We start from the raw sequence: 20,716 nt of genomic DNA, 5'->3' as shown, positions 1-20,716 counted from the left end.
CAAATTTAAGGGGGAGACAATATTCATTAATTAAAAAAATAATTAGTTTCAATGATATTGTAGCTGTCTTAAATTTTAAACCCTGAGTGAATCTCGATTTCAGTTTTGGTGGTGCTGCAGTAAACTCAATCATTTTTGTGCTCTAAAGCAAATCACGAAAATTAAGAGAAGATTTACCAATAGCTGTTAATCTTTATACCAATTTTGTATCATAAACGGGATTAGTTTGGGGCAAAAATATACGTTTCTGCTCTTATTAATATTACTTATTACTTGCTTAACATTACTTATTACTTTCAGCTGGATAAACTTGTGGATATAAACGAGTCAAAAATAAATTTTCAAAGAATCTAAGATGTTTTTTGTTTCTAATTTGATGCTTATATAAAGGCAAATCTTTGCTAAATATAAAACTAGTTTAACGAAGCATAAAATAGAATACTTGTTGTTTAAAATATATTTTTATTTTGATAAATTATTTGACTATAAATTAAACAATTGATGATATAATATCTAGGAAATTTTGGAATTTAAGTGGGGTGGAATAAATGGATACATATGATTTAATGAAACAGGCGCTCAGTGTTTCCGCAACCCGTGCAAAAGTTATTTCAAGTAATATTGCAAATGTTAATACTGCAAATTATAAAGCCAAAAGAGTTGTTTTTGAGAATGAATTGTCAAAGAGCAAACAAAATCTTAATTTAAAAACCACAAATAAACGCCATATCAAGTCTGCTGCGAATTCTTATTCATATATAACTACAGATAATTCCTCAAGCGTGACTGAAAATGGGAATAATGTTGACCTTGATGTTCAGTTGGCTGGTGCGGCTACAAACGGCTTGTATTATAATTCACTTGTTTCTCAACTAAATGGTAGGTTGCAGATGATGGGATATGTAGTCGAACACTAATCTATTGAATGTGGAGGTTATTTTTTATGAGTATTTTTGATGGACTTGAAATAAATACGAGTGGTTTAGCTCTTGAAAGATTAAAGATGGATACTATTTCAACCAATATTGCGAATGTTAACACTGATCAAACAGCTGAAGGTGGACCTTATAAATCTAAGTCAGTTTTGTTTTCTGAAAATGTTAAAAATGTTTCCACTTCGAATCCAGCGGCTGATGAAAATGGGCAGATGAGTTACGGTGTCAAGGTTGATGGAATTCAGGAAGATGATTCCGTAAAACGGGTTTATGATCCAACTGATCCCAATGCTGATAGTAGCGGTTATGTTGAAACTTCCAATGTTAACTTAGCTGATCAGATGGTTGACATGATACAAACAATGAGGAGTTATGAAGCAAATGAATCAGTAGCTGAAGATAATAAGGATATCTTAAAAGATGCACTAAATATTTCAAAGGGGTAACGAAATGATATCAACAAGTGCTGTAAATACAAGTAACCTAGAAAATTATCAAAAATCCTTGGCAAAAGTAACGGGATTTGATCAAACTGCTAAAAGTAGTAAGAATTCTGCAACTTTTAGCAGTTATTTAAATAAGGCAGTTTCTGGAGTAAATCAGAAAATGGTTTCAATGGATAAAGCAACTGACAATATGATCAGCGGTAAAGAAAATGATTTAGGAAATGTTATGGTCAAGATGACCGAAGCTCAATTATCATTAGAGACTGCTGTTCAGGTGAGAAATAAACTGCTTGATGCCTATAGCGATATTAAAAATATGCAGTTTTAGATTTGAGGCTTAAAAGGAGTAGACAGCAGAGTGGGAAAATTAGGGACTTTCTTTCAGACAATCAAAGATAAATGGCAATCACAAAGCCGAATAAAAAAAATTATTTGGATACTTGCAATTTTAAGTGTCCTATTTGTTTCTGGGACGGTTTATTACTTAGAAACAAGGGTCCAATACGGAGTCCTTTTTACTGGTTTAAGTGAAGGTGATGCTGGAACAATTGCTGATGAGCTGAAACAGGAAGATGTTGCTTATAAGCTAGCAGATAATGGTCAGACAATTTTAGTTGATAAAACTAAAGTCGATCAGGTTAGAATTGAATTAGCTGAGGATGATAAGCTGCCTGATAGTTCACAAGGCTTTGAACTGTTTGATAACACAAATGTTATGACAACGGATGCTGATCGCCGGATTACATATCAACGGGCTTTGACTGGTGAACTTGAAAAATCGATTGACGCACTTAATCAAGTTCAGTCATCAAAAGTCAATTTAGTGACAACGGAAAATAGTGTTTTTGATGATAGTGATGATGGCAATAGTTCTAAACCTGCTAAAGCGTCTATTGTACTGACTTTAAAAAGTTATGGAATATCGAATGAAGCTGTTCAAGGAATTGTTGCTTTAACGGCCGGGGCGGTTGAGAACTTAAGTGAACGAAATATTAAAGTTGTCGATAGCAACGGGAATGTTTTATTTAATGGTAAAAAAGGCAGTAGTAATTTAGTCAGCTCTAATAGTAAGTATTTAAGTATTACAAAGAAATATGAAACAACATTACAAAACAAGATTTTGCATATGCTGGAGCCGATTTACGGCAAGAATAAAGTTAAAGCCTCAGTTAATTTGAATTTGAACTTTGACTCAGTAAAAAATAAGACAGTCAATTACAGTAATCCACAAATTAGAAGCGAGAAGACAGCTACGGCAACTAATGGAGCTGCAACTTCGAGTACACAGACAGGTGAAGCCAATAACAGTGCAACGAATGCATCGGGGAGTAGTAACGATAATGCATCATCCTCCTCAAGCCGAATTGTCAATAATGAATTAAACACAAGTACCACAAATACAATTACCGCACCGGGTTCAATTCAGCAGATGACTGCTTCAGTGGTAATTGATAAAAATTTGTCTGCAGCTAATCGTAAAAAAATTAAGAAGTTAATTTCTTCAGCAATTGGCTATAACCAAGGCCGAGGTGACACAATTCAAGTTCAATCAATAAACTTTGCCAGAAAACAAAGGGCTAAGGTTAGAAAGAAGAAGAACAAGACTTCTAAGGATTGGAATATTTGGGCTTATATTGGCTTAGGGATTGCTCTTCTATTATTGATTGCAACAATTGTTTTCTTAGTTATTCGTTTCCGTCATAATCGATTGGATAAAGAAATTTTGGAAGATTATGAAAAACAAAATGCGCCTAAGCCTAATGTAACAGCTGAAACAACTGAAGCGCCAAAAGTTAAAGTTGAAAAGCCAAAGAAAGAGCCAAAAGAGTCGAAAGCTCAAATTTTAGATCGTAAAGCACGTGAATATGCTAAGGAGCATCCAGATGAAGTCGCTGATTTAATCAAAGCTTGGCTGAAAGAAGATAAGGGGTAATTCTATGGATGGGATAAAGAAAGCAGCAATTCTTTTGATATCTTTAGGTTCAGAAGCTTCTTCAAAAGTTATGAAGCTTTTACCAGATAGTGTAATCCAGAAAGTTAGTTACGAAATTGCCAATATCGAATCAGTTGATGCAGAGCAAAGAACTAAAATACTGGATGAATTAGTAAATACGGCCGATGCACGTAAATATGTATTGGAAGGTGGAATTGAATATGCTAAAGAGTTGTTGCGTCAAGCTTTAGGTCCGCAAAAGGCTAAAGAGGTTTTAGACTTTTTAAAGCAAGTGCAGTTAAAAGAACGACCATTTGACATTGTTCGGCGAGCTGATGTCCATCAATTGGTTAATTTGTTGAGAGATGAGCATCCACAAACAGTGGCCTTAATCTTTTGCTATTTACAACCTGGTAAAGCAGCAGAAGTATTGTCGCATTTTTCACCGCAAAAACAAGCCGATATCATTGAGCGAATTGGAACAATTTCAAGTACCTCTCCAACTGTTGTCAAACAAGTTGAGCGGGTAATTGAAAGCAAATTTTCTAATTATGTTGAAAAAAATAGTGAAAACATCGGCGGGGTTAAAACATTGGTTGATATTCTAAATTCTGTCAGCCGAAGTAATGAAAAACATATTTTAGAGGATTTAGAGAAACGTCAGCCTAAATTGGCAGCTAAAGTCAAAGCTAGTCTATTCACATTTGAAGATATTATTTCTCTTCAGCCGCGTGATGTTCAAAAGGTTTTGCGTGAAGTTCCAAATGATGTTTTGGTTTTGGCACTTAAAGGTGCGGAAGATAGCATTAAAGAATTCATCTTTGCTAATATGTCAACCCGGGCAGTTGATAATATCAAGGAAGAAATTGAATTCTTGGGACCAACCAGATTATCAAATGTTGAAGAAGCGCAACAAAAAGTTGTTGAAACAATTCGTCGCTTAGATGATGCTGGAGAGATCATTATTCAAAGAGGTGGTCAAGATGAAGTTGTCGAATAATAATGTCTTAAAAAATTCATATATTAAAGAAACATCTAAGGCAAAGACAATTGTTACTCGCCAACTTGTTACCAAAAGTAAGCATAATGATGCAAGTCTAATTTGGTTGAAAGATGGTAGATTAAATCCACAAACCAATCAGTTGCCTAAAGAAAAAATCGATGAATTTCTGGAAATTCAAGATAAAGTCATTGTTCAAGCTAAGAAAGCTGCTGAGCAATTAAAACAGAAGGGTTATAATGACGGTTTTGCTAAGGGTAAAAAGACTGGATATCAAGAGGGTTATCAAAATGGCAGTCAAGAAGGCAGAGCCCTGACAGAGAAACTGACTAAGCAAGCAGAACAAAACCTGCAAACTGCGCTGAATGCTGCTAATCAGTATTCAGTTACGAAACAAAATGAATTGATTGATTTTGCAATGAAAATGGCTGAAATATTAATTAAAAAGAAATTAGATCTTGATCCAGCCACGATTAAAAACATTTTGCAGCCCTTGCTATTGAAAATTCGTCAGCCTGATCAAATGTTAATTATTAAAGCTCATCCGCGTTATCATCAACAAATTGAAAAGCAAATGAAAATAGAGCTAAATAAATTGCCTAATATGCGATATTTGATTTTAGATGATTTTGAATATTCTGCTTATCAGGTAACAGTTGAAACTGATGCAGCGGTACTTTCATTTGATCTAGAAAAAGAGCTTACCAGATTTTTAAAGCAAAACCAAATAAGGTGATTGAATGAATTTTTCACTTCCAATGGATAGTTATCTAAAAAAGGCTCAAAAGCACCATTTCTTTTTTACTTTTGGCAAGGTTAGTGAAGTTGTGGGCCTCTTAATTAAAGTCGAAGGTTTAGATGTTTTTATTGGTGAAATTTGTAAAATAAAGCTTAATGATCAGGGAAAATTCGCCTTAACAGAAGTAGTTGGCTTCGTAAAAAAGACAGTTTTGCTAATGCCATTAGGAGAATTGTCAGGCATTAAGCCGGGATGTTTGGTTTATCCATCAGGGAAGCCATTAACGGTCGAAGTTAGCGAGCAGCTTTTAGGTCATACTCTTGACGGCTTGGGAAAAATAATTGATGGCTCAGCGATTGACCATGATGATTTAGTAAGTTATCCAGTTCAGCAAAATTCTCCTGATCCCTTTAAGAGAAAACCAATTCATGAAATTTTACCAACCGGGATTAGAGCGATTGATGGTTTGTTAACGGTTGGTGAAGGCCAAAGATTGGGGATCTTTGCAGGAAGTGGGGTTGGAAAAAGTACTTTATTAGGAATGATTGCCAAGTACTGTGCAGCCGATGTAATTGTAATTGGCTTGATTGGTGAGCGTGGTCGTTAAGTTCAGGACTTTATTAGGAAAGATTTAGGTTCTGAAGGTTATAAAAAGGCAGTAGTTGTTTGCGCAACTTCTGATAAACCGCCTTTAGTTCGCTTAAAGGGTGCTTATGTTGCAACTGCAATTGCTGAATATTTTCGTGATCAAGGTAAAAAAGTTGTATTGATGATGGACTCAGTGACCCGATTTGCGATGGCTCAACGTGAAATTGGTTTGTCAATTGGTGAACCTCCGACAACTAAGGGATATCCGCCTTCAGTTTTTGCTAATTTGCCTAAGTTGTTGGAGCGGAGTGGGACCTCAGAAAAAGGCTCGATTACCGCTTTTTACACCGTTCTGGTTGAAGGTGATGACATGAACGAACCAATAGCTGATGCTGTTCGTGGAATTTTAGATGGACATATAATTCTTTCAAGAAAGATTGCCAGTCAAAATCATTATCCAGCAATTGATGTTCAAAACAGTTTGAGTAGGTTAATGAAAGATCTAGTAACAAAGCAGCAATATAAAGCTGCTGGAGAACTAAGAGAAAATATGTCCGTTTATGCCAATGCTAAAGATTTACTAGATGTTGGAGCGTATAAATCTGGTACTAATGCAATAATCGATTATGCAGTTTCGCTACATCATCCAATTGATATATTTCTTTGCCAGCAAGTTGAAGAATTTTCACCATATCAGGAAACACTTAAAAAGTTACTGGATTTGTTTGGAGATAGTCACTAATAGAGATGTTGCGATAGGAGTTGTTGATGAGAAAATTTAAGTTCTCTTTAAATAAGTTACTTGAGTTTCGTGAGCAAAAAGAAGAAAGTGTTAAAGAAGAATTATTAATGGCTCAAAAAAGTTTAAATGTTAGTGAGCAGCAATTACATGCTTTAGAAGAAGAAAAAAAAGCAGCATTTAATGTTTCAGATTTTAATGTTGGGAAAATGCAGCTGCAATATCATTATATTTTAGGCTTACAGCAAAAAATAAAAGAAACTCAAGCTATTGTTTTAAAAAAGCAAAAAGTGGTCAATCAGGTTATGAGTCGGATGGTTGAGGCTCAAAAGGATCGCAAAGTTTTGGAAAAGCTACAAGAAAAGCAGCATGAGCAATACTTAATTGATGAAAAACATCAAGAACAAAAAATCATTGATGAAATAGCTAATCGGAAAAAATTTTCTTTATTTTGAAAATCTAGTTTTCGCTTTGAAAGGAGGTGAAATAGATGACAATTTCTGTTAAGGATTTAGCAGCAATAGCAGCTAAGGATAATAGCAGTCCAAGCAAAGACGATTATGCGAATAAAGATTTGTTTGGTCAAATTTTGAGTGTGCAGTCAACGATACAAAAATCAAAGCTTTCAAATTATTCAACGAATAATAAGGAAAATTTGTCTAAAAGCAAGGATAAAACAGCTGATAAAAAAACTACCCAGGAATCTGAATCAAATAGCAATGATCCATTAGATACTGTGAGTGTAGCGGCTAGTATAGCTATAAATCCAACTACTGAAACTGATGCTAAAGGTGAGAAAAAAAGTTCAACAATTAGTAATGCAACAGAGACAACAGCCAATCTACAAGCAACTGCTTCACTGCCTGAGGCCTTGCAAACAACAAGCCAGTCGACCAATAGAAGTACTACCGCAAGCACATCGGTTGGATCGAATTCAGACACGCCAGCAAATGTTTCACCAGCTGCAGCGAAGACAACAGTAGCTGATGATAATGATAGTCAAAGCACAGTGACGGCAAAGGTAATTGCGCCACCAACTGCGGCAGCGGCTGATATAGCAGTAAGTCAGCAACAGTCAAGTGCGATAAGCACCGAGCAGAATCAGCAGACCTCGATTGGATCGAATTCAGACACGCCAGCAAGTGTTTCACCAGCTGCAGCGAAGACAACAGCAGCTGATGATAATGATAGTCAAAGCACAGTGACGGCAAAGGTAATTGCAACGGCTCAACTGTCAAGCAAGTTATCAGCAAGCGATCAAGCAATGGAGTCACCAAATCAGTCATTAAATGATTCTTCTAAGCTTGATACTACCAATTTAATTGGTAAATTAGCAGAAGTTAATGATAATTCAAAAGATTCCTCTTTGAAAAAAGATAATAATTTTAATTTCGGACAGAACGATAACAATCAAGCGAATAATGCTGTTCAAGTGACAACCAATGTTTCTATGCAAACAGGTTTGAACGCAACTAATTTTTCATCAGCTACCAAACAAGTTGTATTAGACACAACTAGCAATGTTAGCCAAAATCAACTAGTTAACACTTTATTAAATGAAGCAAATTCGAGTGATTTGAATTTTAGTACTAGTTCAAGTATTAAAACGATAACCGTTAAACTGGTACCAGAGAATTTGGGTGATGTTCAAATTACGATGAAAGTTTCGCAAAATCAAGTTTCCCTAGAAGTAAAAGTTCAAGACACGCAAGTTAAACAACTTTTTGATAAGGTAGCTGATAAGTTCAATCAAGTTATTCAAAATCAATCGTTTTTGGATCCAACTTCTTCATCAAAGTTACAATCGACTGATTTTATGAATAATTTAACTCAAATGAATTTTTCATCAGATTCAAATGAGTCTGCGCGGCAATTTGCTTCAAGTAAACATTTTTCTCAGGCTCAGTCAGCGCATTTAAAATTTGATGATGCCTTGAAGCAGCAAACTGCCGAACAACAAACAGTTTATACTAAGGGAACATTTAGTATTTTAGTCTAATTATTCTGAGGAGGAATGAAATTGAACGATAGTCTTACTTCAGCAATTGCATCATTAGCGAGTTCAACCATTTATAACAATACAGATTCATCTAATTCAAACACAACAGTTTCAATGGAAGACTTTTTGAAGATCTTGTCAGCTACGATGAGTAATCCATCGATTGATGATAGTAGTTCTTCTGGTAGTTCAAGTTCAGGATCTGATTATATGTCGGAGTTAGCTCAATATGAAAGTTTAAATACTTTAACGGAGATGAATCAGACTTTAACGGCTTCAGTTGAATTACAGCAGCAGCAAGAGGCCTTGGGGATGCTTGGCAAAAAAGTTACGCTTACTGATAGTGGGTCAAGTGTTTCTGGAACGGTTGATCAAGTAAAGTTTGAAAACGGGATGGCAACTTTAGTAGTTAATGGGAAAGAATATGAATTGAGTTCATTAAGCTCAGTTAGTGAGAATAGTTGACTTTAAAAGTTTCAAATACATCATCAAACAATACTTTAAACAATAACTACTCAATTGCTGCCAAAAAGAATCAGGCTTTTGCGCAGGTGCTGCAAACTAAGCAATCAGAAATAAACATTTCTAAGCACGCCCAACGAAGATTAGATTCCAGAAATCTAAGCCTTAAACAGGAAGATATGAATCAAATCTCTTCTGCAATGGATGAATTGAAGAATAAGGGCAGCAAGGAGTCATTATTGGTTTATAAAAATATGGGAATCATTGCCAATGTTCAAAACCGTACGATTATTACTGCAATGGATATGAATGAGTTGGGGACGATAACCAACATTGATAGTACAAAATTTATTAAATGATCAAGTGGCCGGACCGCAAGGAAGCCACGGTATTTTCTGAACGATAGAAGAAAGTACGCATTAGGGAGGATGATTAATAATGTTAAGATCTCTTTATTCAGGTGTTAGTGGTTTGAAAAGTTTTCAAACAGATTTAGATGTAGTTGCCAATAATATTGCCAATGTGAACACGGTTGGCTATAAATCCAGTCGGGTTATTTTTCAGGATTTAGTTAGTCAAACACTTTCAAATGCTACAGCTCCTTCAACGACTTCTGGTGGTATTAATGCTGAACAGATTGGATTAGGTACTAAAGTTGGTTCAATTGATACAGATACTTCTACCGGATCGCCAGAGTCGACCGATAGCAGCTTAGATTTTTATATTAATGGGAATGGTTATTTTGCTGTCCAAGAAGGTTCTGGAACAGATGCCAAAACCTACTATACTCGAGTTGGTGCATTTGAACGTGACAGTAGTGGTAATTTAGTTACTACGAGTGATGGGCTAAAAGTACTTGGCTGGACAGAAACACCAACTGCTTATACTGGCAGTAACACTGTTAATACTAGTGGTGATCCAGGTACAATCAATGTACCTGACGAGGTGAATGGAAGCGAGTATAGTGCAGGTTCTTTAGCAATTGATGAAAATGGTACAATTACCGCGACTTATGGAAGTACAAAATATGTTTTAGGTCAATTAGCGTTTGCAACTTTTAACAACCCAGAAGGATTACAAAAAGTTGGTGGTAGTGACTTTGAGGTTTCAGCAAACTCTGGTGCAGCTAATTACACTACTGCTGGTAATAATGGTGTTGGGACTTTAATTTCGGGTGAATTGGAAATGTCTAATGTTGACTTATCATCTGAGTTCACTGAAATGATTATTGCCAATCGTGCTTATCAAGCAAATGCCAAGGTCATTACAACTTCCGATGATATTTTGCAAGTCTTGACTAATTTGAAGCAAAGCTAAAAATAATTAATTACGGCTAAGAGCAGGGTGAGGTGGGAGGAAATGATTGAGTTAACAGCCTTAAATGGTTCAAAGTTTTATTTAAATCCAGATTTGATTTATCGAGTAGAGCAAACACCGGATACAACAATTACTTTAACCACTGGCAAGATGCTAATTGTAAAAGAAAAGGGGATTAAAATCAGGCAGCTGATTATTGATTATCGGCACCAAATTTTAGTTGGAGTCAAGAAAAGTGTATAGAGTAAGGTGACTAATAATGGCAGATGAAGAAAAAGGTAAAAAAAAATCTAGGGGTAAAAAATGGCTGATTATCATTCCAGTAGTTTTGGTTCTAGCAGTTGGCGGTGGATTCGCCGGTAATTATTTTGCAAGCAAGTATTTAGGTAGCAGTAATAAAACTGAGAAAAAGGCAAAAACTGGTGGAATTTCTGCTGGCAAAGAAATATATCCGATGAATAAGTTTTTGGTTAATTTATCGACTGATAGTTCTGGTTCGCAAAAATATATCAGCATCAAATTATCACTAGTTATTTCGAAAAAAGATGCATCTGCTGTTAAGAAAAATCAAGCTTTGATCAGAGATAGTGTAATTAATGTTTTGTGTCAAAAAAAGGAAAGCGACATTTTGTCGGGCCAAAATGCTGTTCCACAGTTAAAGCAGGAGCTTATAAGTACGATCAATCAGAATTATGGCAAAAATGTGGTGACTGAAATATTTATTACTGATATGGTAATTCAATAATTTGGAGGGAAGATATGCTTTTAACAGACATTAAAATGATCATTGGTTTAGTGATCGTCATTTATCTAATTAATATCTTCTTGAAGTTTCTGAATCACTATTCATTGACGACTAATAAAGCATTTCGAATTCTGCAGAAGATTCCAGTCAGTAAAAGTTCATCAATTGGGATTGTTCAAATTCTTGATCATGTTTATGTAATGAGTTTTTCTGAGAGTCAAAATGAAATTCTGTTTGAGCTGTCAACGCAAGAAACTCAGCAATTACTGAAATTGATCGATCAGCAGAACCTTTCAGATACGAAACAAGTTAAACAAACTTTTCAAGAATTAATAAGAAAGTTTCAGGGCAATTTGCAAAATAGACATGATGATAAAAAGAGGAAGAAGTAAATGAAAAGAAAGGCTTTTTTACCATTAGCAGCAGGGCTGGCAACTTTAATTTTTACTTTGAATACGGCAACACCGGTTTTAGCTATTAGTGCTAAAAACCTTTCTTCAACAGTTAATAATTTATTGGGAAGCAATGGCAGCTCATCACAAATCATTAATACCTTTTTGATGTTGACGATTTTATCTTTTATTCCACTTCTATTAGTGATGACAACGTCTTTTACACGGATCATTATGGTACTTTCTTTCACGCGGAGTGCTTTAGGAACCCAGTCAAATCCGCCTAATCAGGTATTGATCGGTTTGGCTTTGTTTTTAACCTTTTTTATTATGCGGCCGACATACAGTAATATTTATCAACAAGCAGTTGTTCCTTATGAACAGCAGAAAATTACACGAACACAAGCGATTGATCGTTCAGAAATCAGCGTTAAGAAATTTATGTATCGGCAGACTCGTCAAAAAGATATTCAACTGTTTGTTTCCCAAAGTGATCATCCAAAAGCACAATATAAATCATATAAGCAGATCCCTTTAACAATTATTACACCTGCTTTTATTTTAAGTGAGTTAAGAACAGCCTTTAGTATCGGTTTTTTGATTTTTATTCCGTTCTTGATCATTGATATGGTAGTATCCAGTGTTTTGATGTCAATGGGAATGGTAATGTTGCCACCGGTAATGATTTCACTGCCATTTAAATTATTGTTGTTTGTACTTTCAGATGGGTGGTATTTGTTAGTTGAATCTTTGATTAAAAGTTTTAACGGTTGAGGGGGAGAAGCTTAGATGTCAATTGAATTGGTCATGGATATAATGCGTGATGCGTTTATTCGTGTTTTGCTGGTTTCTGGACCAGTTTTAATTGTTGGAATGGTAGTTGGTTTGATTATCAGTATTTTGCAAGCAACTACTCAGATTCAAGAACAGACACTAAGCTTTGTTCCAAAACTAATAGCAGTTTTTTTAACATTGATTTTAACTGGTAATTTCATGATCAATATATTGCTAGAATTCGTTAAATATATTTTTCAAGTGATTTCTTCGCTGTGAGGGGTTAAGTGCTATGATTTCAAATATTCAAATTCAAATAGTAGCACTGTTGTTATGCCGTATCATGTCATTTATTGCAGCTGCGCCGATTTTTTCACAGAAAGATTTTCCTAATTTAGCAAAAATAATCTTAGGTTTTGGAATTATTGTGTCAGTTTTTCCTGAAATCGATAATTTCCATCTGATTACTAACGTGCTCGTCTTTATATTAATGGCAGCTAAAGAGATCCTAGTTGGCTTGGCGATGGGATATATTGGTCAATTAATTTTTAGTGCGGTTTCAATTGCCGGCCAAACGATTGATTTTCAAGTTGGTTTCTCATTAGCCCAAGCATATGATACAACTTTTCAGATTATGTCATCGCAATACGGTAAGATGTACTACTGGTTGGCTGTTGCAATCTTCTTTATGATGAATCTTCACCAGCAATTAATTGTCGGGGTAATCAAATCGTTTAAAATAATTCCTTTGACGGGTGGGATGGCTGATGGAGCGACAATTCAAGGGGTTGTGAGGCTGTTTTGTCAAAGCTTTGTAGTAGCGGTTGAAATTGCAGCTCCGTTAGTTGTTACGATGCTAGTAGTCAATTTGCTGCTAGGCATTATTTCCCGCTCGGTTCCACAATTGAATGTTTTGATGCTCAGTTTATCTTTACAGGCCGGATTAAGCTTTATCGTCGTCTTGATTATGTTGCCGAATATAATTGATTTTTTACAGCAAATTTTACCACATGCCGTTACAAACATGGAAGAATTTGTTAGAGCACTTAAATAAGAGGTAAGAAATGAAGGATAGGGATAGCAAAACTGAAAAGCCGACTGCACACCGGTTACATCAAGCAAGACGTGAGGGTAATGTCCCTCGCAGTCAAGATTTAAGTTCGGCGATTTCGCTGATTGTTTTTGCGAGTGTGCTTGTTCCTTTATGGGAGTTTGTAGTTGAACATATCTTGCCGTATACGATCGAAAGCTTTGAGGAATTAGCTGATTATCAGCAAATGATCACGGATTTGCCTAAAATTGCTGTTCAGATTATGCTGATGATCTTATTTCTTTCAGCGCCCTTTTTTGTGATCAGCATTTCTTTGGGATTTTTGTCAAATTTTTTACAAGTGGGCGTGCTGTTTACGACTAAAACGGTTAAACCTGATTTTAAGCGAATAAACCCTTTAAGTGGATTTAAACAACTTTTTAGTGTTCAAGCACTTGAAAACTTTGTCAAGACACTAGCTAAATTTGGCATAGTTGTTTACTTTTGTTATCAGAAATTTATGGAATATTTACCAAGCTTTTGTAATTTGAGTGACGTCGAACCCGTCCAAGATCTTTATTTTTTATTAAAGTTTGCCCAAAGTCTTTCACTTGAGATCGCCGTAGTTTTATTGATTCTTGGCCTTTTTGATTATGGCTTTCAGCGCTTTACCCATCGGCGTGATTTAAGGATGACTAAACAGGAAGTAAAAGATGAGTTTAAGCAGCGTGAAGGTGATCCGCAGTTTAAATCAAAGCGGCGCTCGAAGTATGCGTCAATGATTCGCAATTCGATTCAGCAAGTTAAAAATGCGACTGTTTTAGTTACTAACCCAACCCACTTGGCTTTAGCAATTAAATATGATGAAAATAATGAAGGAGTCCCAGTTTTGTTAGCTAAAGGAGCTGATCGCTTAGCACAGCGAATGAAAGAAGAAGCTAGAAAACAGCAAGTTCCAATTATTGAAAATCGGCCCCTAGCATGGGCACTCTACCGTCAAGTCGAACCGGGGGATTTTGTGCCAGTTGATTTGTATGAATCGGTAGCTGAAGTTATTGCAACAGTTTATAAATTAAATGAAGAAAATAAGAACAAAATTTAAGAGTAAGGAGTGTCAAGTATTATGAACCGAATATTTGGCAAAAATATGACTAAATCAGATATCTGGGTTTCTTTTTTAGTTGTAACTATTATTGCGTTAATTATTATTCCACTTCCCAGTGTGTTGCTGGATATCTTGATTGTTATCAATCTAACACTTGCGATGAATGTTTTATTAATAACGCTCTTTACTAAATCAGTACTGGAGTTTTCTTCATTTCCAACCTTATTGTTGTTTACGACTATGTATAAATTAGGGCTAAATTTGGCTTCAACTCGGCTAATTCTTACTGATGGGAGTGCCGGTCAAGTAATTAGTGCTTTTGCTAACGTAGTAACTGGCAGTAACTACATTGTCGGGATTATTTTATTCATTATTATTATGATCGTTCAATTAGCAGTTGTGACGAATGGTACTGGTCGAGTAGCTGAAGTTGCTGCCCGTTTTACCTTGGATGCGATGCCGGGAAAACAAATGGCAATTGATTCGGATCTTAATTCAGGCTTGATCGATGAGAAGACAGCACGGAGAAAACGTGAAGATCTGCAAAGAGAAGCTGATTTTTATGGCTCAATGGATGGTGCTAGTAAGTTTGTCAAAGGTGATGCGATTGCCAGTATCTTAATTGTTTTGATCAATTTAATTGGCGGGCCGATCATTTTCACTGTCAATGGAAGCTTATCAATTACGCAAGCATTGAGTCAATTTGGCAAGCTTTCAATTGGTGATGGCTTAGTTAGTGCAATCCCTTCCTTATTGATTTCTATTGCAACCGGAGTAATTGTTACTCGCTCTGATAATGAACAGTCATTTGGCTCGACTTTATCAGCAGATTTGTTGCGTAACCCGCAGTTGTTTCGAATTATTGCCGTTATTTTATTAGTTTTATCAGTTGTTTCTGGTTTTCCATTTATTCCATTTGCTTCTATTGGAATTGCATTGTTCTTTATTAGTTCATTAATTGAAAAAGGAGCAACTAAAACTTTATTAAAGCAAAAAGAAAAAGCACAAAAGCTGGAATTGGAGAAAAAAAAGTCGAGTCATCAAGTCAAACAATCTGTTTCTTCTTTTCAAGTTGATCCTTTGGCGATTGAAATTGGTTATGGCTTGATATCTTTAGTTGATAGTTCAGTTGATAATAGTTTGATGGATCGAATTGTTTCGATTCGCCAACAAATTGCTAAGGAATTAGGTATCTTGATTGGCCCAGTTAGAATTAAGGATAACTTATATCTGGAATCAAATGAATATTCAATCAAAGTCCGCGGTAATGAAGTTACCAAGGGTAAGGTTTATCCTGATAAGTTTATGATTATTGCTCAAGGTAATGATAAGTTTCCGTTTCAGGGAATTAAGACCAAAGATCCGACTTTCCATTTAGATGCTTTGTGGATCGATGCTAGAGATAAGGAAAAAGCCGAGTTACAAAATTATACAATCATTGAACCTTTAACAGTAATTGCAACGCACTTGAAAGATATAATTACTAAGCATGCAACCGAGTTATTAGGTCGGCAGGAAGTTAAAAAACTGCTAGAGGGAATTAAAGAACAATCCGGGGTCGTGATCGATGAATTAATACCAGATATTATGCGCCTTGGAGAAGTTCAAAAGGTTTTGCAGAATCTTTTAGCTGAACAGATACCAATTAATGATCTGACGGTTATTTTAGAGACCTTAGCTGATTATGGAAATATCACTAAAGATACCGAAGTTTTAACCGAGTATGTTCGTCAAGCATTAAAAAGAACAATTGCGGCCAAATATGCTGGTGAATCGCAATTAATTAATATTGTTACGATTCATCCCCGCGTGGAAGAAATGGTTGCGCAGAATATTCAAAAAACTCCGACAGGATCCTATCCAATTTTAAAATCAGAAGCAGTCAATCAAATTTTGAGAGCTGTGGGAAAAGTTCAGCAAGAGTTAGTAATGAAAAATACAAACTTTGTTATTTTGGCATCTCCCAAGATCAGATTGGTGTTTAGAAAATTAATTTCAATGAATTATCCGGATATTGCGGTTCTTTCATTAAATGAAATTCCCAATGAGGTTAAGATTCAAACTGTTGGGAGTATCGACTTTTGATAATTGATGCAAACTGGGAGGAGTCTTTCAATGTATGGCGAAAAACTTGAAGACAAGGTTGTCAAATATTTGCCCTTAGTTGAAAAGGTCGTAAATCGAATTTCAATCAAAAATTCTGAATATGAATATGGAGACTTATATGATACAGGAGTTATCGGCTTAATTGATGCTTTACAAAAATTTGATAATAGTAAAAAAGTGCCATTTGAAAGTTATGCTAGGATTCGAATTAAAGGAGCGATTATTGATGAAGTTCGCCAGCATGCAAAACTTTCTCGCTATAAAATGGCTCGAATCAATAACTATTATCAAGTTAAACAAAATCTTGATCAGAAATTAAAGCGCGAAGCTACTGACCAAGAGATTGCTCAGGAAATGGGTATCTCAAATACGCAACTCAATGAAATATATGATGGAATTCATTATTTAGCAAGTATTTCATTAGAAAGTACAATATTCCCGCAAGCTGATTCATTTTCATTGGAAGACATTTTGAAGGATTCTAAAGCTCAAAATGGTGAGGCAAAATTGTTGAAACAAGAGCAAAAAGTTGCTCTTGTTTCAGCAATTAAAAAATTAAGCCAACGTGAGCAGTTAGTTTTAAGTTTGTACTATCAACAAGAGGCAACTTTAAAAGAAATTTCTGAAATTTTAGATATCTCGGTTGCTCGTGTTTCTCAAATTCATGGAAAAATAATTATAAAGCTTCGAAATTTGATTGAGGAGGATATGAAATGATCAGAGGATTAGATACTCTTTATCAAAGTGTCAATATCTTGGGAAAAAGGCAGGAAAATATTAGTGCCAATATTGCTAATGTAGAAACAACTGGTTATCAAGCCAAAGAACTATTTCAATCAACTTATAAAGAAGTTCAGATGCATAACTATCAAGGTGGCGGGGATAACGATCAGCGTGTCAACTATGATGGTTTTACTTACGGCAACTACATAGCAGGATCTTATTTAGATTCCTCGAAAGGGGCCCTTGAATCAACTGGTCGGTCAACAGATTTTGCAATCAATAGTGACGGTTATTTTACTGTCAGAATGAATAATGGGCAAATTGCTTATACCCGAAATGGCAATTTTAAACTTAATGATCAGAATCAATATGTTACCCAAGAAGGTTATCAAGTATTAAGTGCTGATGGGAATCCAGTAACAGCGACAACAGGAACGCCTGATTTTGGCATTGTTTCTTTTAGTGATGATCGGACGCTGCAAAGCTTGGGAAATGTTTATTATACCAGCCAAACTGCGGGTACCCAGATGACCTCACCTAATGTTGAACAAGGATATCTTGAAGAATCAAACGTTTCAGCATCAGATGAAATGGTATCAATGATTCAGACTTCGCGAGAGTTTGAAGCTAATCAAAAAGCATTGAGTGCAACTAATCAGACATTAGATAAGGCAGTTAACTACCTTGGCAAGATTTAATCGGGGGTGATTTAATCATGAATGTTAGCGATATTTTATCAATTAATCAAAGTGGATTAGATGGCTTACAGAACAATTTGGATGTTATTGCCAATAACGTTTCAAATGTTAGTACAGTCGGATATAAAAATCGTGATACGAGCTTTGGGGAGGCATTAGAAAATTCAATTACCCAGCGAGATGCAAATTATGATACGAATCTACAATCAAAATTAGGAATGGCGGCTGGAATGACAACTCATCAGCAGTCAATTAATTTTACTCAGGGCAGCTTAAAATCAACTACTTCACCATATGACTTAGCGATAGAAGGTAATGGTTTCTTTGGCGTTCGTGACGCTAATGGGCAACTTTACTTAACGAGAGATGGTGATTTTCATCGTGATGCAGCAGGCAGTATAGTTGATGGAAATGGATATAAACTTGATATTCAGACAACAGTCCCAGAAAGTCAATGGCCTCAAGGAAAGATCTCTGTTAATTCAGCCGGCCAAATTTCAATTGCTGACAATGGGCAATCAACCCAAGTCGGAACAGTAACCTTATATGAGCCTTCTAATACAGAGGATTTAGAGGATGTTGGCAATAACTTATACCAACTGACAGGGGGTAACTTACTATCTTCTGCCAATGGAGCTATTAATCTTGGAAGTATTAAGCAATATTATCTTGAAGATTCAACGGTTGATTTAGGCGATTCAATTAGCAATTTAATTCTTACTCAAAGAGCGTATGAGTTAAATGCCCGTTCACTGGAAACAACTGATGATATATTAGGCACAATTAATCAATTTACAAGTTAGAAGGCTACCAATGATTAGACTTGAACATGTTTCCAAAGTTTATAGTGGTGGAATCCAAGCTTTAAAAGATATTTCATTCAAAGTTGAACAGGGAGAATTTGTTTTTTTAGTGGGTGCTAGTGGTGCAGGAAAAACTACAACCTTAAAGCTAATGGACAAAGAAGAATCGCTAACTATGGGATCAATTCAAATGGGAAATATGTTTGTTCAAAAAATAAAGCCGCAACAAACATATTTATTACGTCGACAGATTGGAGTCGTCAGGCAAAAGGATGTGTTTATTCCGAATTTAACGGCATTTGAAAACCTTACTTATGTTTTAGAAGCCCTAGGATTTGATGAAAGTCAAAAGTTACAACGTGCAATTCAAGTTTTAAAGACAGTTGGAATGTTGAATTATAAGGATAAAAAAATCGATCAGTTATCAATTGGTCAGCAAAAAAAGATTGCAATTGCCAGAGCAATAATTAATCATCCATTTGTTTTGTTGGCAGATGAACCAACTGCTAATTTGGATCCTAAATCTGCGCTGGAAATAATGAAGCTTTTTTTCAAACTAAATATGAACCGAACAACGGTTATTATGGCGACTCACGATAGTACAATTGTTAATACTTTACGTCATCGAGTGATTGAGCTGCAGCAAGGGAAATTAATTCGTGATGAAAGGAATGGAACTTACTCTATCTTCTCAGACCCTAAAGATGTTTATATTTGGTAAGCATTAGACTTAATTTCTTAAAAATATTACCGATACTTACTATTGGTAGTAGTATTCAATATTTAAAGGGATAAAGGTGATGATGCTTATTTTAAGTGTTAGTTTTTGGGAATTAAGAATAAATTAGTTAGTAGAAGGAGTTAGCTATGAAAAAAAAGTTTACTAGTTATGCAAAACAAGTTAAATGGTCTTCATTTATTCCATTTTTGTTAGCAATTTTGGTTTTATTTTTTTGCTTTTACACGGTCATTAGACCAAGTGAGAGTAGTACTTTAAACTCACGCTTTAATCTTTTTTCAATAATAATTTCTTTAATTTTCTTAGTATTATCAGTTATGTCGAATTTCACTACACCTCAGAAAAGTTCTGGAGACCTAGAAAGATTAGAACAAGTTTTTGAAAAAGTTAGTTCTGGAGATTTGACTAGTGTTAATAATTTAGAGAAGGTCAAGCTAGGAAATACTTTACTTGATAATTTCAAGGAAAAGTTTATTGGAATTATTAATATTTTTAAGTCGGTAATTGTCGGTTTAAAGGATGAAAGTAAGCGTTTAGGTGATATGGCGAATTCGCTTTCTAAAACTACTGCCCAGTCTAAAAAATCAGTTGCCAATGTCAAAGACACAATGACGACGATCGCAAATTCTGCAAGCACCCAAGCCACTGAAGCCGAACAAACTTCAAATGACATGAAAGAGCTGGCTAATAAGATTGAAAAAATTCATCATGAGATTGATCGAATGAATGAGTATGCTGATACATCACGTAAAAGCAATGAAACTAATTCTAAAGTCATGGTGACTGTCTATAATAATTGGGAAAAAGAGCGTAATAATCAGGGACAATTGGTTAAAGAAATGGATGATATGAATAAAGATGTGCAAAGCATTGGCAAAATTGTTCATTTAATTAATGACATTTCTGGGCAGACTAATTTATTAGCGTTAAATGCTTCAATTGAAGCTGCTCGGGCTGGTGAAGCTGGTAAGGGCTTTGCAATTGTCGCAGAAGAGATTCGCAATCTAGCTGAGCAGAGTGGTCAATCAGCTAAAAGTATTACAGAGATAATTGAGGCTATTCGCAAAAAGTCAGAGCAGATGGTAACTGCTCTAAATGATTCGTATTCGAATGGTGAAAAGCAGACTGAAACGATTAATACAGCAATCGATTCGTCAAAACAGATTTCCTCAGTTGTTGAAAAATTTGTTGATAGTATTGAATTGGTAAAAGAACATATTAATGGAATTTCTAAAGAAAAAGATTTAGTGGCCAAATCTGTTAATTCAATTTCTTCATCAATTTCCGAGACTTCGGCTGGAACAGAGGAAGTTACGGCAAGCATTGAAGAATTCTATCAAAGCTTGGAGGATCTTGAAAAAACAGTTAAAGAAATTGATAAATCATCAAATATTTTTAAGTTCCAAGTTGATAGTTTCAAAATTTAAGCAAGGGGGGAAAGTA

General features: G+C 35.3%; 24 protein-coding genes and 1 pseudogene. All 25 read left to right on the top strand.

Features of this window, described 5'->3' with window-relative positions; genetic code table 11:
- The first annotated feature begins 548 nt into the window (after nt 1–548).
- The 25 genes and pseudogenes from flgB to ON15_RS05760 all read left to right on the top strand — a co-directional run bounded on the left by flgB (nt 549) and on the right by ON15_RS05760 (nt 20,700).
- Nucleotides 549–917, top strand: a complete 369-nt coding sequence (gene flgB / locus ON15_RS05880; RefSeq protein WP_010580557.1) for a flagellar basal body rod protein FlgB — start codon at nt 549–551, stop codon at nt 915–917.
- Nucleotides 918–943: 26 nt separating this feature from the next.
- The gene (gene flgC / locus ON15_RS05875) at nt 944–1,381 is read left to right on the top strand and encodes a flagellar basal body rod protein FlgC (protein ID WP_010580556.1); all 438 of its coding nucleotides are present in this window, start codon (nt 944–946) and stop codon (nt 1,379–1,381) included.
- A 4-nt stretch (nt 1,382–1,385) separates the two neighbouring features.
- Complete coding sequence (fliE, locus tag ON15_RS05870) at nt 1,386–1,709, top strand: flagellar hook-basal body complex protein FliE (protein WP_010580555.1); 324 nt, start codon at nt 1,386–1,388, stop codon at nt 1,707–1,709.
- Nucleotides 1,710–1,739: 30 nt separating this feature from the next.
- Nucleotides 1,740–3,314: a flagellar basal-body MS-ring/collar protein FliF gene (gene fliF, locus ON15_RS05865; RefSeq protein WP_010580554.1), complete on the top strand. Its 1,575-nt coding sequence runs from the start codon at nt 1,740–1,742 to the stop codon at nt 3,312–3,314.
- A gap of 4 nt (nt 3,315–3,318) precedes the next feature.
- Nucleotides 3,319–4,314, top strand: coding sequence for a flagellar motor switch protein FliG (fliG, locus tag ON15_RS05860; protein WP_010580553.1), 996 nt, complete (start codon nt 3,319–3,321; stop codon nt 4,312–4,314).
- Nucleotides 4,298–5,050, top strand: a complete 753-nt coding sequence (locus ON15_RS05855) for a FliH/SctL family protein (RefSeq protein WP_010580552.1) — start codon at nt 4,298–4,300, stop codon at nt 5,048–5,050. Before fliG ends, ON15_RS05855 begins: the two co-directional genes overlap by 17 nt.
- Before the next feature lie 4 nt (nt 5,051–5,054).
- Nucleotides 5,055–6,383: pseudogene (locus tag ON15_RS05850) on the top strand (FliI/YscN family ATPase).
- A 26-nt stretch (nt 6,384–6,409) separates the two neighbouring features.
- Nucleotides 6,410–6,835 (top strand): flagellar export protein FliJ, encoded by a 426-nt coding sequence (fliJ, locus tag ON15_RS05845; RefSeq protein ID WP_010580551.1) that lies wholly within the window; start codon nt 6,410–6,412, stop codon nt 6,833–6,835.
- A gap of 35 nt (nt 6,836–6,870) precedes the next feature.
- On the top strand, nt 6,871–8,379 hold the full coding sequence (locus ON15_RS05840; protein WP_010580550.1) for a flagellar hook-length control protein FliK: 1,509 nt from the start codon (nt 6,871–6,873) through the stop codon (nt 8,377–8,379).
- A 15-nt stretch (nt 8,380–8,394) separates the two neighbouring features.
- Nucleotides 8,395–8,844: a hypothetical protein gene (locus tag ON15_RS05835; protein WP_010580549.1), complete on the top strand. Its 450-nt coding sequence runs from the start codon at nt 8,395–8,397 to the stop codon at nt 8,842–8,844.
- A gap of 53 nt (nt 8,845–8,897) precedes the next feature.
- Nucleotides 8,898–9,200, top strand: coding sequence for a TIGR02530 family flagellar biosynthesis protein (locus ON15_RS05830; RefSeq protein ID WP_412768435.1), 303 nt, complete (start codon nt 8,898–8,900; stop codon nt 9,198–9,200).
- Nucleotides 9,201–9,279: 79 nt separating this feature from the next.
- Nucleotides 9,280–10,158: a flagellar hook-basal body complex protein gene (locus tag ON15_RS05825; RefSeq protein ID WP_010580547.1), complete on the top strand. Its 879-nt coding sequence runs from the start codon at nt 9,280–9,282 to the stop codon at nt 10,156–10,158.
- A gap of 42 nt (nt 10,159–10,200) precedes the next feature.
- Nucleotides 10,201–10,401 carry a flagellar FlbD family protein gene (locus tag ON15_RS05820; protein ID WP_010580546.1) on the top strand — a complete coding sequence of 67 codons (201 nt, stop codon included), beginning with the start codon at nt 10,201–10,203 and terminating at the stop codon, nt 10,399–10,401.
- 16 nt (nt 10,402–10,417) lie between these two features.
- Nucleotides 10,418–10,903, top strand: a complete 486-nt coding sequence (locus tag ON15_RS05815; protein WP_010580545.1) for a flagellar basal body-associated FliL family protein — start codon at nt 10,418–10,420, stop codon at nt 10,901–10,903.
- 14 nt (nt 10,904–10,917) lie between these two features.
- Complete coding sequence (locus ON15_RS05810) at nt 10,918–11,295, top strand: hypothetical protein (RefSeq protein WP_010580544.1); 378 nt, start codon at nt 10,918–10,920, stop codon at nt 11,293–11,295.
- Nucleotides 11,296–12,069 (top strand): flagellar type III secretion system pore protein FliP, encoded by a 774-nt coding sequence (fliP, locus tag ON15_RS05805; RefSeq protein WP_010580543.1) that lies wholly within the window; start codon nt 11,296–11,298, stop codon nt 12,067–12,069.
- Nucleotides 12,070–12,084: 15 nt separating this feature from the next.
- The gene (fliQ, locus tag ON15_RS05800) at nt 12,085–12,348 is read left to right on the top strand and encodes a flagellar biosynthesis protein FliQ (protein WP_010580542.1); all 264 of its coding nucleotides are present in this window, start codon (nt 12,085–12,087) and stop codon (nt 12,346–12,348) included.
- Between the two features lie 13 nt (nt 12,349–12,361).
- Nucleotides 12,362–13,123, top strand: coding sequence for a flagellar biosynthetic protein FliR (fliR, locus tag ON15_RS05795; RefSeq protein WP_010580541.1), 762 nt, complete (start codon nt 12,362–12,364; stop codon nt 13,121–13,123).
- A gap of 10 nt (nt 13,124–13,133) precedes the next feature.
- A complete protein-coding gene (flhB, locus tag ON15_RS05790) occupies nt 13,134–14,201 on the top strand; it encodes a flagellar biosynthesis protein FlhB (RefSeq protein ID WP_010580540.1) in 1,068 nt (355 codons plus the stop codon).
- A 21-nt stretch (nt 14,202–14,222) separates the two neighbouring features.
- The gene (gene flhA / locus ON15_RS05785; protein WP_010580539.1) at nt 14,223–16,289 is read left to right on the top strand and encodes a flagellar biosynthesis protein FlhA; all 2,067 of its coding nucleotides are present in this window, start codon (nt 14,223–14,225) and stop codon (nt 16,287–16,289) included.
- A 30-nt stretch (nt 16,290–16,319) separates the two neighbouring features.
- Entirely contained in the window at nt 16,320–17,027 is a 708-nt protein-coding gene (locus ON15_RS05780; protein WP_010580538.1) for a sigma-70 family RNA polymerase sigma factor, read from the top strand.
- A complete protein-coding gene (locus ON15_RS05775) occupies nt 17,024–17,731 on the top strand; it encodes a flagellar hook-basal body protein (protein ID WP_010580537.1) in 708 nt (235 codons plus the stop codon). The genes ON15_RS05780 and ON15_RS05775 overlap by 4 nt, the downstream gene beginning before the upstream one ends.
- A gap of 17 nt (nt 17,732–17,748) precedes the next feature.
- Nucleotides 17,749–18,534: a flagellar hook-basal body protein gene (locus ON15_RS05770; RefSeq protein ID WP_010580536.1), complete on the top strand. Its 786-nt coding sequence runs from the start codon at nt 17,749–17,751 to the stop codon at nt 18,532–18,534.
- A 10-nt stretch (nt 18,535–18,544) separates the two neighbouring features.
- Nucleotides 18,545–19,255: a cell division ATP-binding protein FtsE gene (locus tag ON15_RS05765; protein ID WP_010580535.1), complete on the top strand. Its 711-nt coding sequence runs from the start codon at nt 18,545–18,547 to the stop codon at nt 19,253–19,255.
- Between the two features lie 146 nt (nt 19,256–19,401).
- Complete coding sequence (locus tag ON15_RS05760) at nt 19,402–20,700, top strand: methyl-accepting chemotaxis protein (protein ID WP_010580534.1); 1,299 nt, start codon at nt 19,402–19,404, stop codon at nt 20,698–20,700.
- Nucleotides 20,701–20,716 lie beyond the last annotated feature (16 nt).

Source organism: Liquorilactobacillus vini DSM 20605, from assembly GCF_000255495.1.
Classification (GTDB): domain Bacteria; phylum Bacillota; class Bacilli; order Lactobacillales; family Lactobacillaceae; genus Liquorilactobacillus; species Liquorilactobacillus vini.
This window is presented reverse-complemented; position numbering and strand designations above follow the sequence as displayed.

Bases quoted from the DNA above. Each gene is read 5' to 3' on its own strand.
- flgB (WP_010580557.1), top strand. From the start codon at position 549: ATGGATACATATGATTTAATGAAACAGGCGCTCAGTGTTTCCGCAACC.
- flgC (WP_010580556.1), top strand. From the start codon at position 944: ATGAGTATTTTTGATGGACTTGAAATAAATACGAGTGGTTTAGCTCTT.
- fliE (WP_010580555.1), top strand. From the start codon at position 1,386: ATGATATCAACAAGTGCTGTAAATACAAGTAACCTAGAAAATTATCAA.
- fliG (WP_010580553.1), top strand. From the start codon at position 3,319: ATGGATGGGATAAAGAAAGCAGCAATTCTTTTGATATCTTTAGGTTCA.
- ON15_RS05855 (WP_010580552.1), top strand. From the start codon at position 4,298: ATGAAGTTGTCGAATAATAATGTCTTAAAAAATTCATATATTAAAGAA.
- fliJ (WP_010580551.1), top strand. From the start codon at position 6,410: ATGAGAAAATTTAAGTTCTCTTTAAATAAGTTACTTGAGTTTCGTGAG.
- ON15_RS05840 (WP_010580550.1), top strand. From the start codon at position 6,871: ATGACAATTTCTGTTAAGGATTTAGCAGCAATAGCAGCTAAGGATAAT.
- ON15_RS05835 (WP_010580549.1), top strand. From the start codon at position 8,395: ATGAAATTGAACGATAGTCTTACTTCAGCAATTGCATCATTAGCGAGT.
- ON15_RS05825 (WP_010580547.1), top strand. From the start codon at position 9,280: ATGTTAAGATCTCTTTATTCAGGTGTTAGTGGTTTGAAAAGTTTTCAA.
- ON15_RS05820 (WP_010580546.1), top strand. From the start codon at position 10,201: ATGATTGAGTTAACAGCCTTAAATGGTTCAAAGTTTTATTTAAATCCA.
- ON15_RS05815 (WP_010580545.1), top strand. From the start codon at position 10,418: ATGGCAGATGAAGAAAAAGGTAAAAAAAAATCTAGGGGTAAAAAATGG.
- ON15_RS05810 (WP_010580544.1), top strand. From the start codon at position 10,918: ATGCTTTTAACAGACATTAAAATGATCATTGGTTTAGTGATCGTCATT.
- fliP (WP_010580543.1), top strand. From the start codon at position 11,296: ATGAAAAGAAAGGCTTTTTTACCATTAGCAGCAGGGCTGGCAACTTTA.
- fliQ (WP_010580542.1), top strand. From the start codon at position 12,085: ATGTCAATTGAATTGGTCATGGATATAATGCGTGATGCGTTTATTCGT.
- fliR (WP_010580541.1), top strand. From the start codon at position 12,362: ATGATTTCAAATATTCAAATTCAAATAGTAGCACTGTTGTTATGCCGT.
- flhB (WP_010580540.1), top strand. From the start codon at position 13,134: ATGAAGGATAGGGATAGCAAAACTGAAAAGCCGACTGCACACCGGTTA.
- flhA (WP_010580539.1), top strand. From the start codon at position 14,223: ATGAACCGAATATTTGGCAAAAATATGACTAAATCAGATATCTGGGTT.
- ON15_RS05780 (WP_010580538.1), top strand. From the start codon at position 16,320: ATGTATGGCGAAAAACTTGAAGACAAGGTTGTCAAATATTTGCCCTTA.
- ON15_RS05775 (WP_010580537.1), top strand. From the start codon at position 17,024: ATGATCAGAGGATTAGATACTCTTTATCAAAGTGTCAATATCTTGGGA.
- ON15_RS05770 (WP_010580536.1), top strand. From the start codon at position 17,749: ATGAATGTTAGCGATATTTTATCAATTAATCAAAGTGGATTAGATGGC.
- ON15_RS05765 (WP_010580535.1), top strand. From the start codon at position 18,545: ATGATTAGACTTGAACATGTTTCCAAAGTTTATAGTGGTGGAATCCAA.
- ON15_RS05760 (WP_010580534.1), top strand. From the start codon at position 19,402: ATGAAAAAAAAGTTTACTAGTTATGCAAAACAAGTTAAATGGTCTTCA.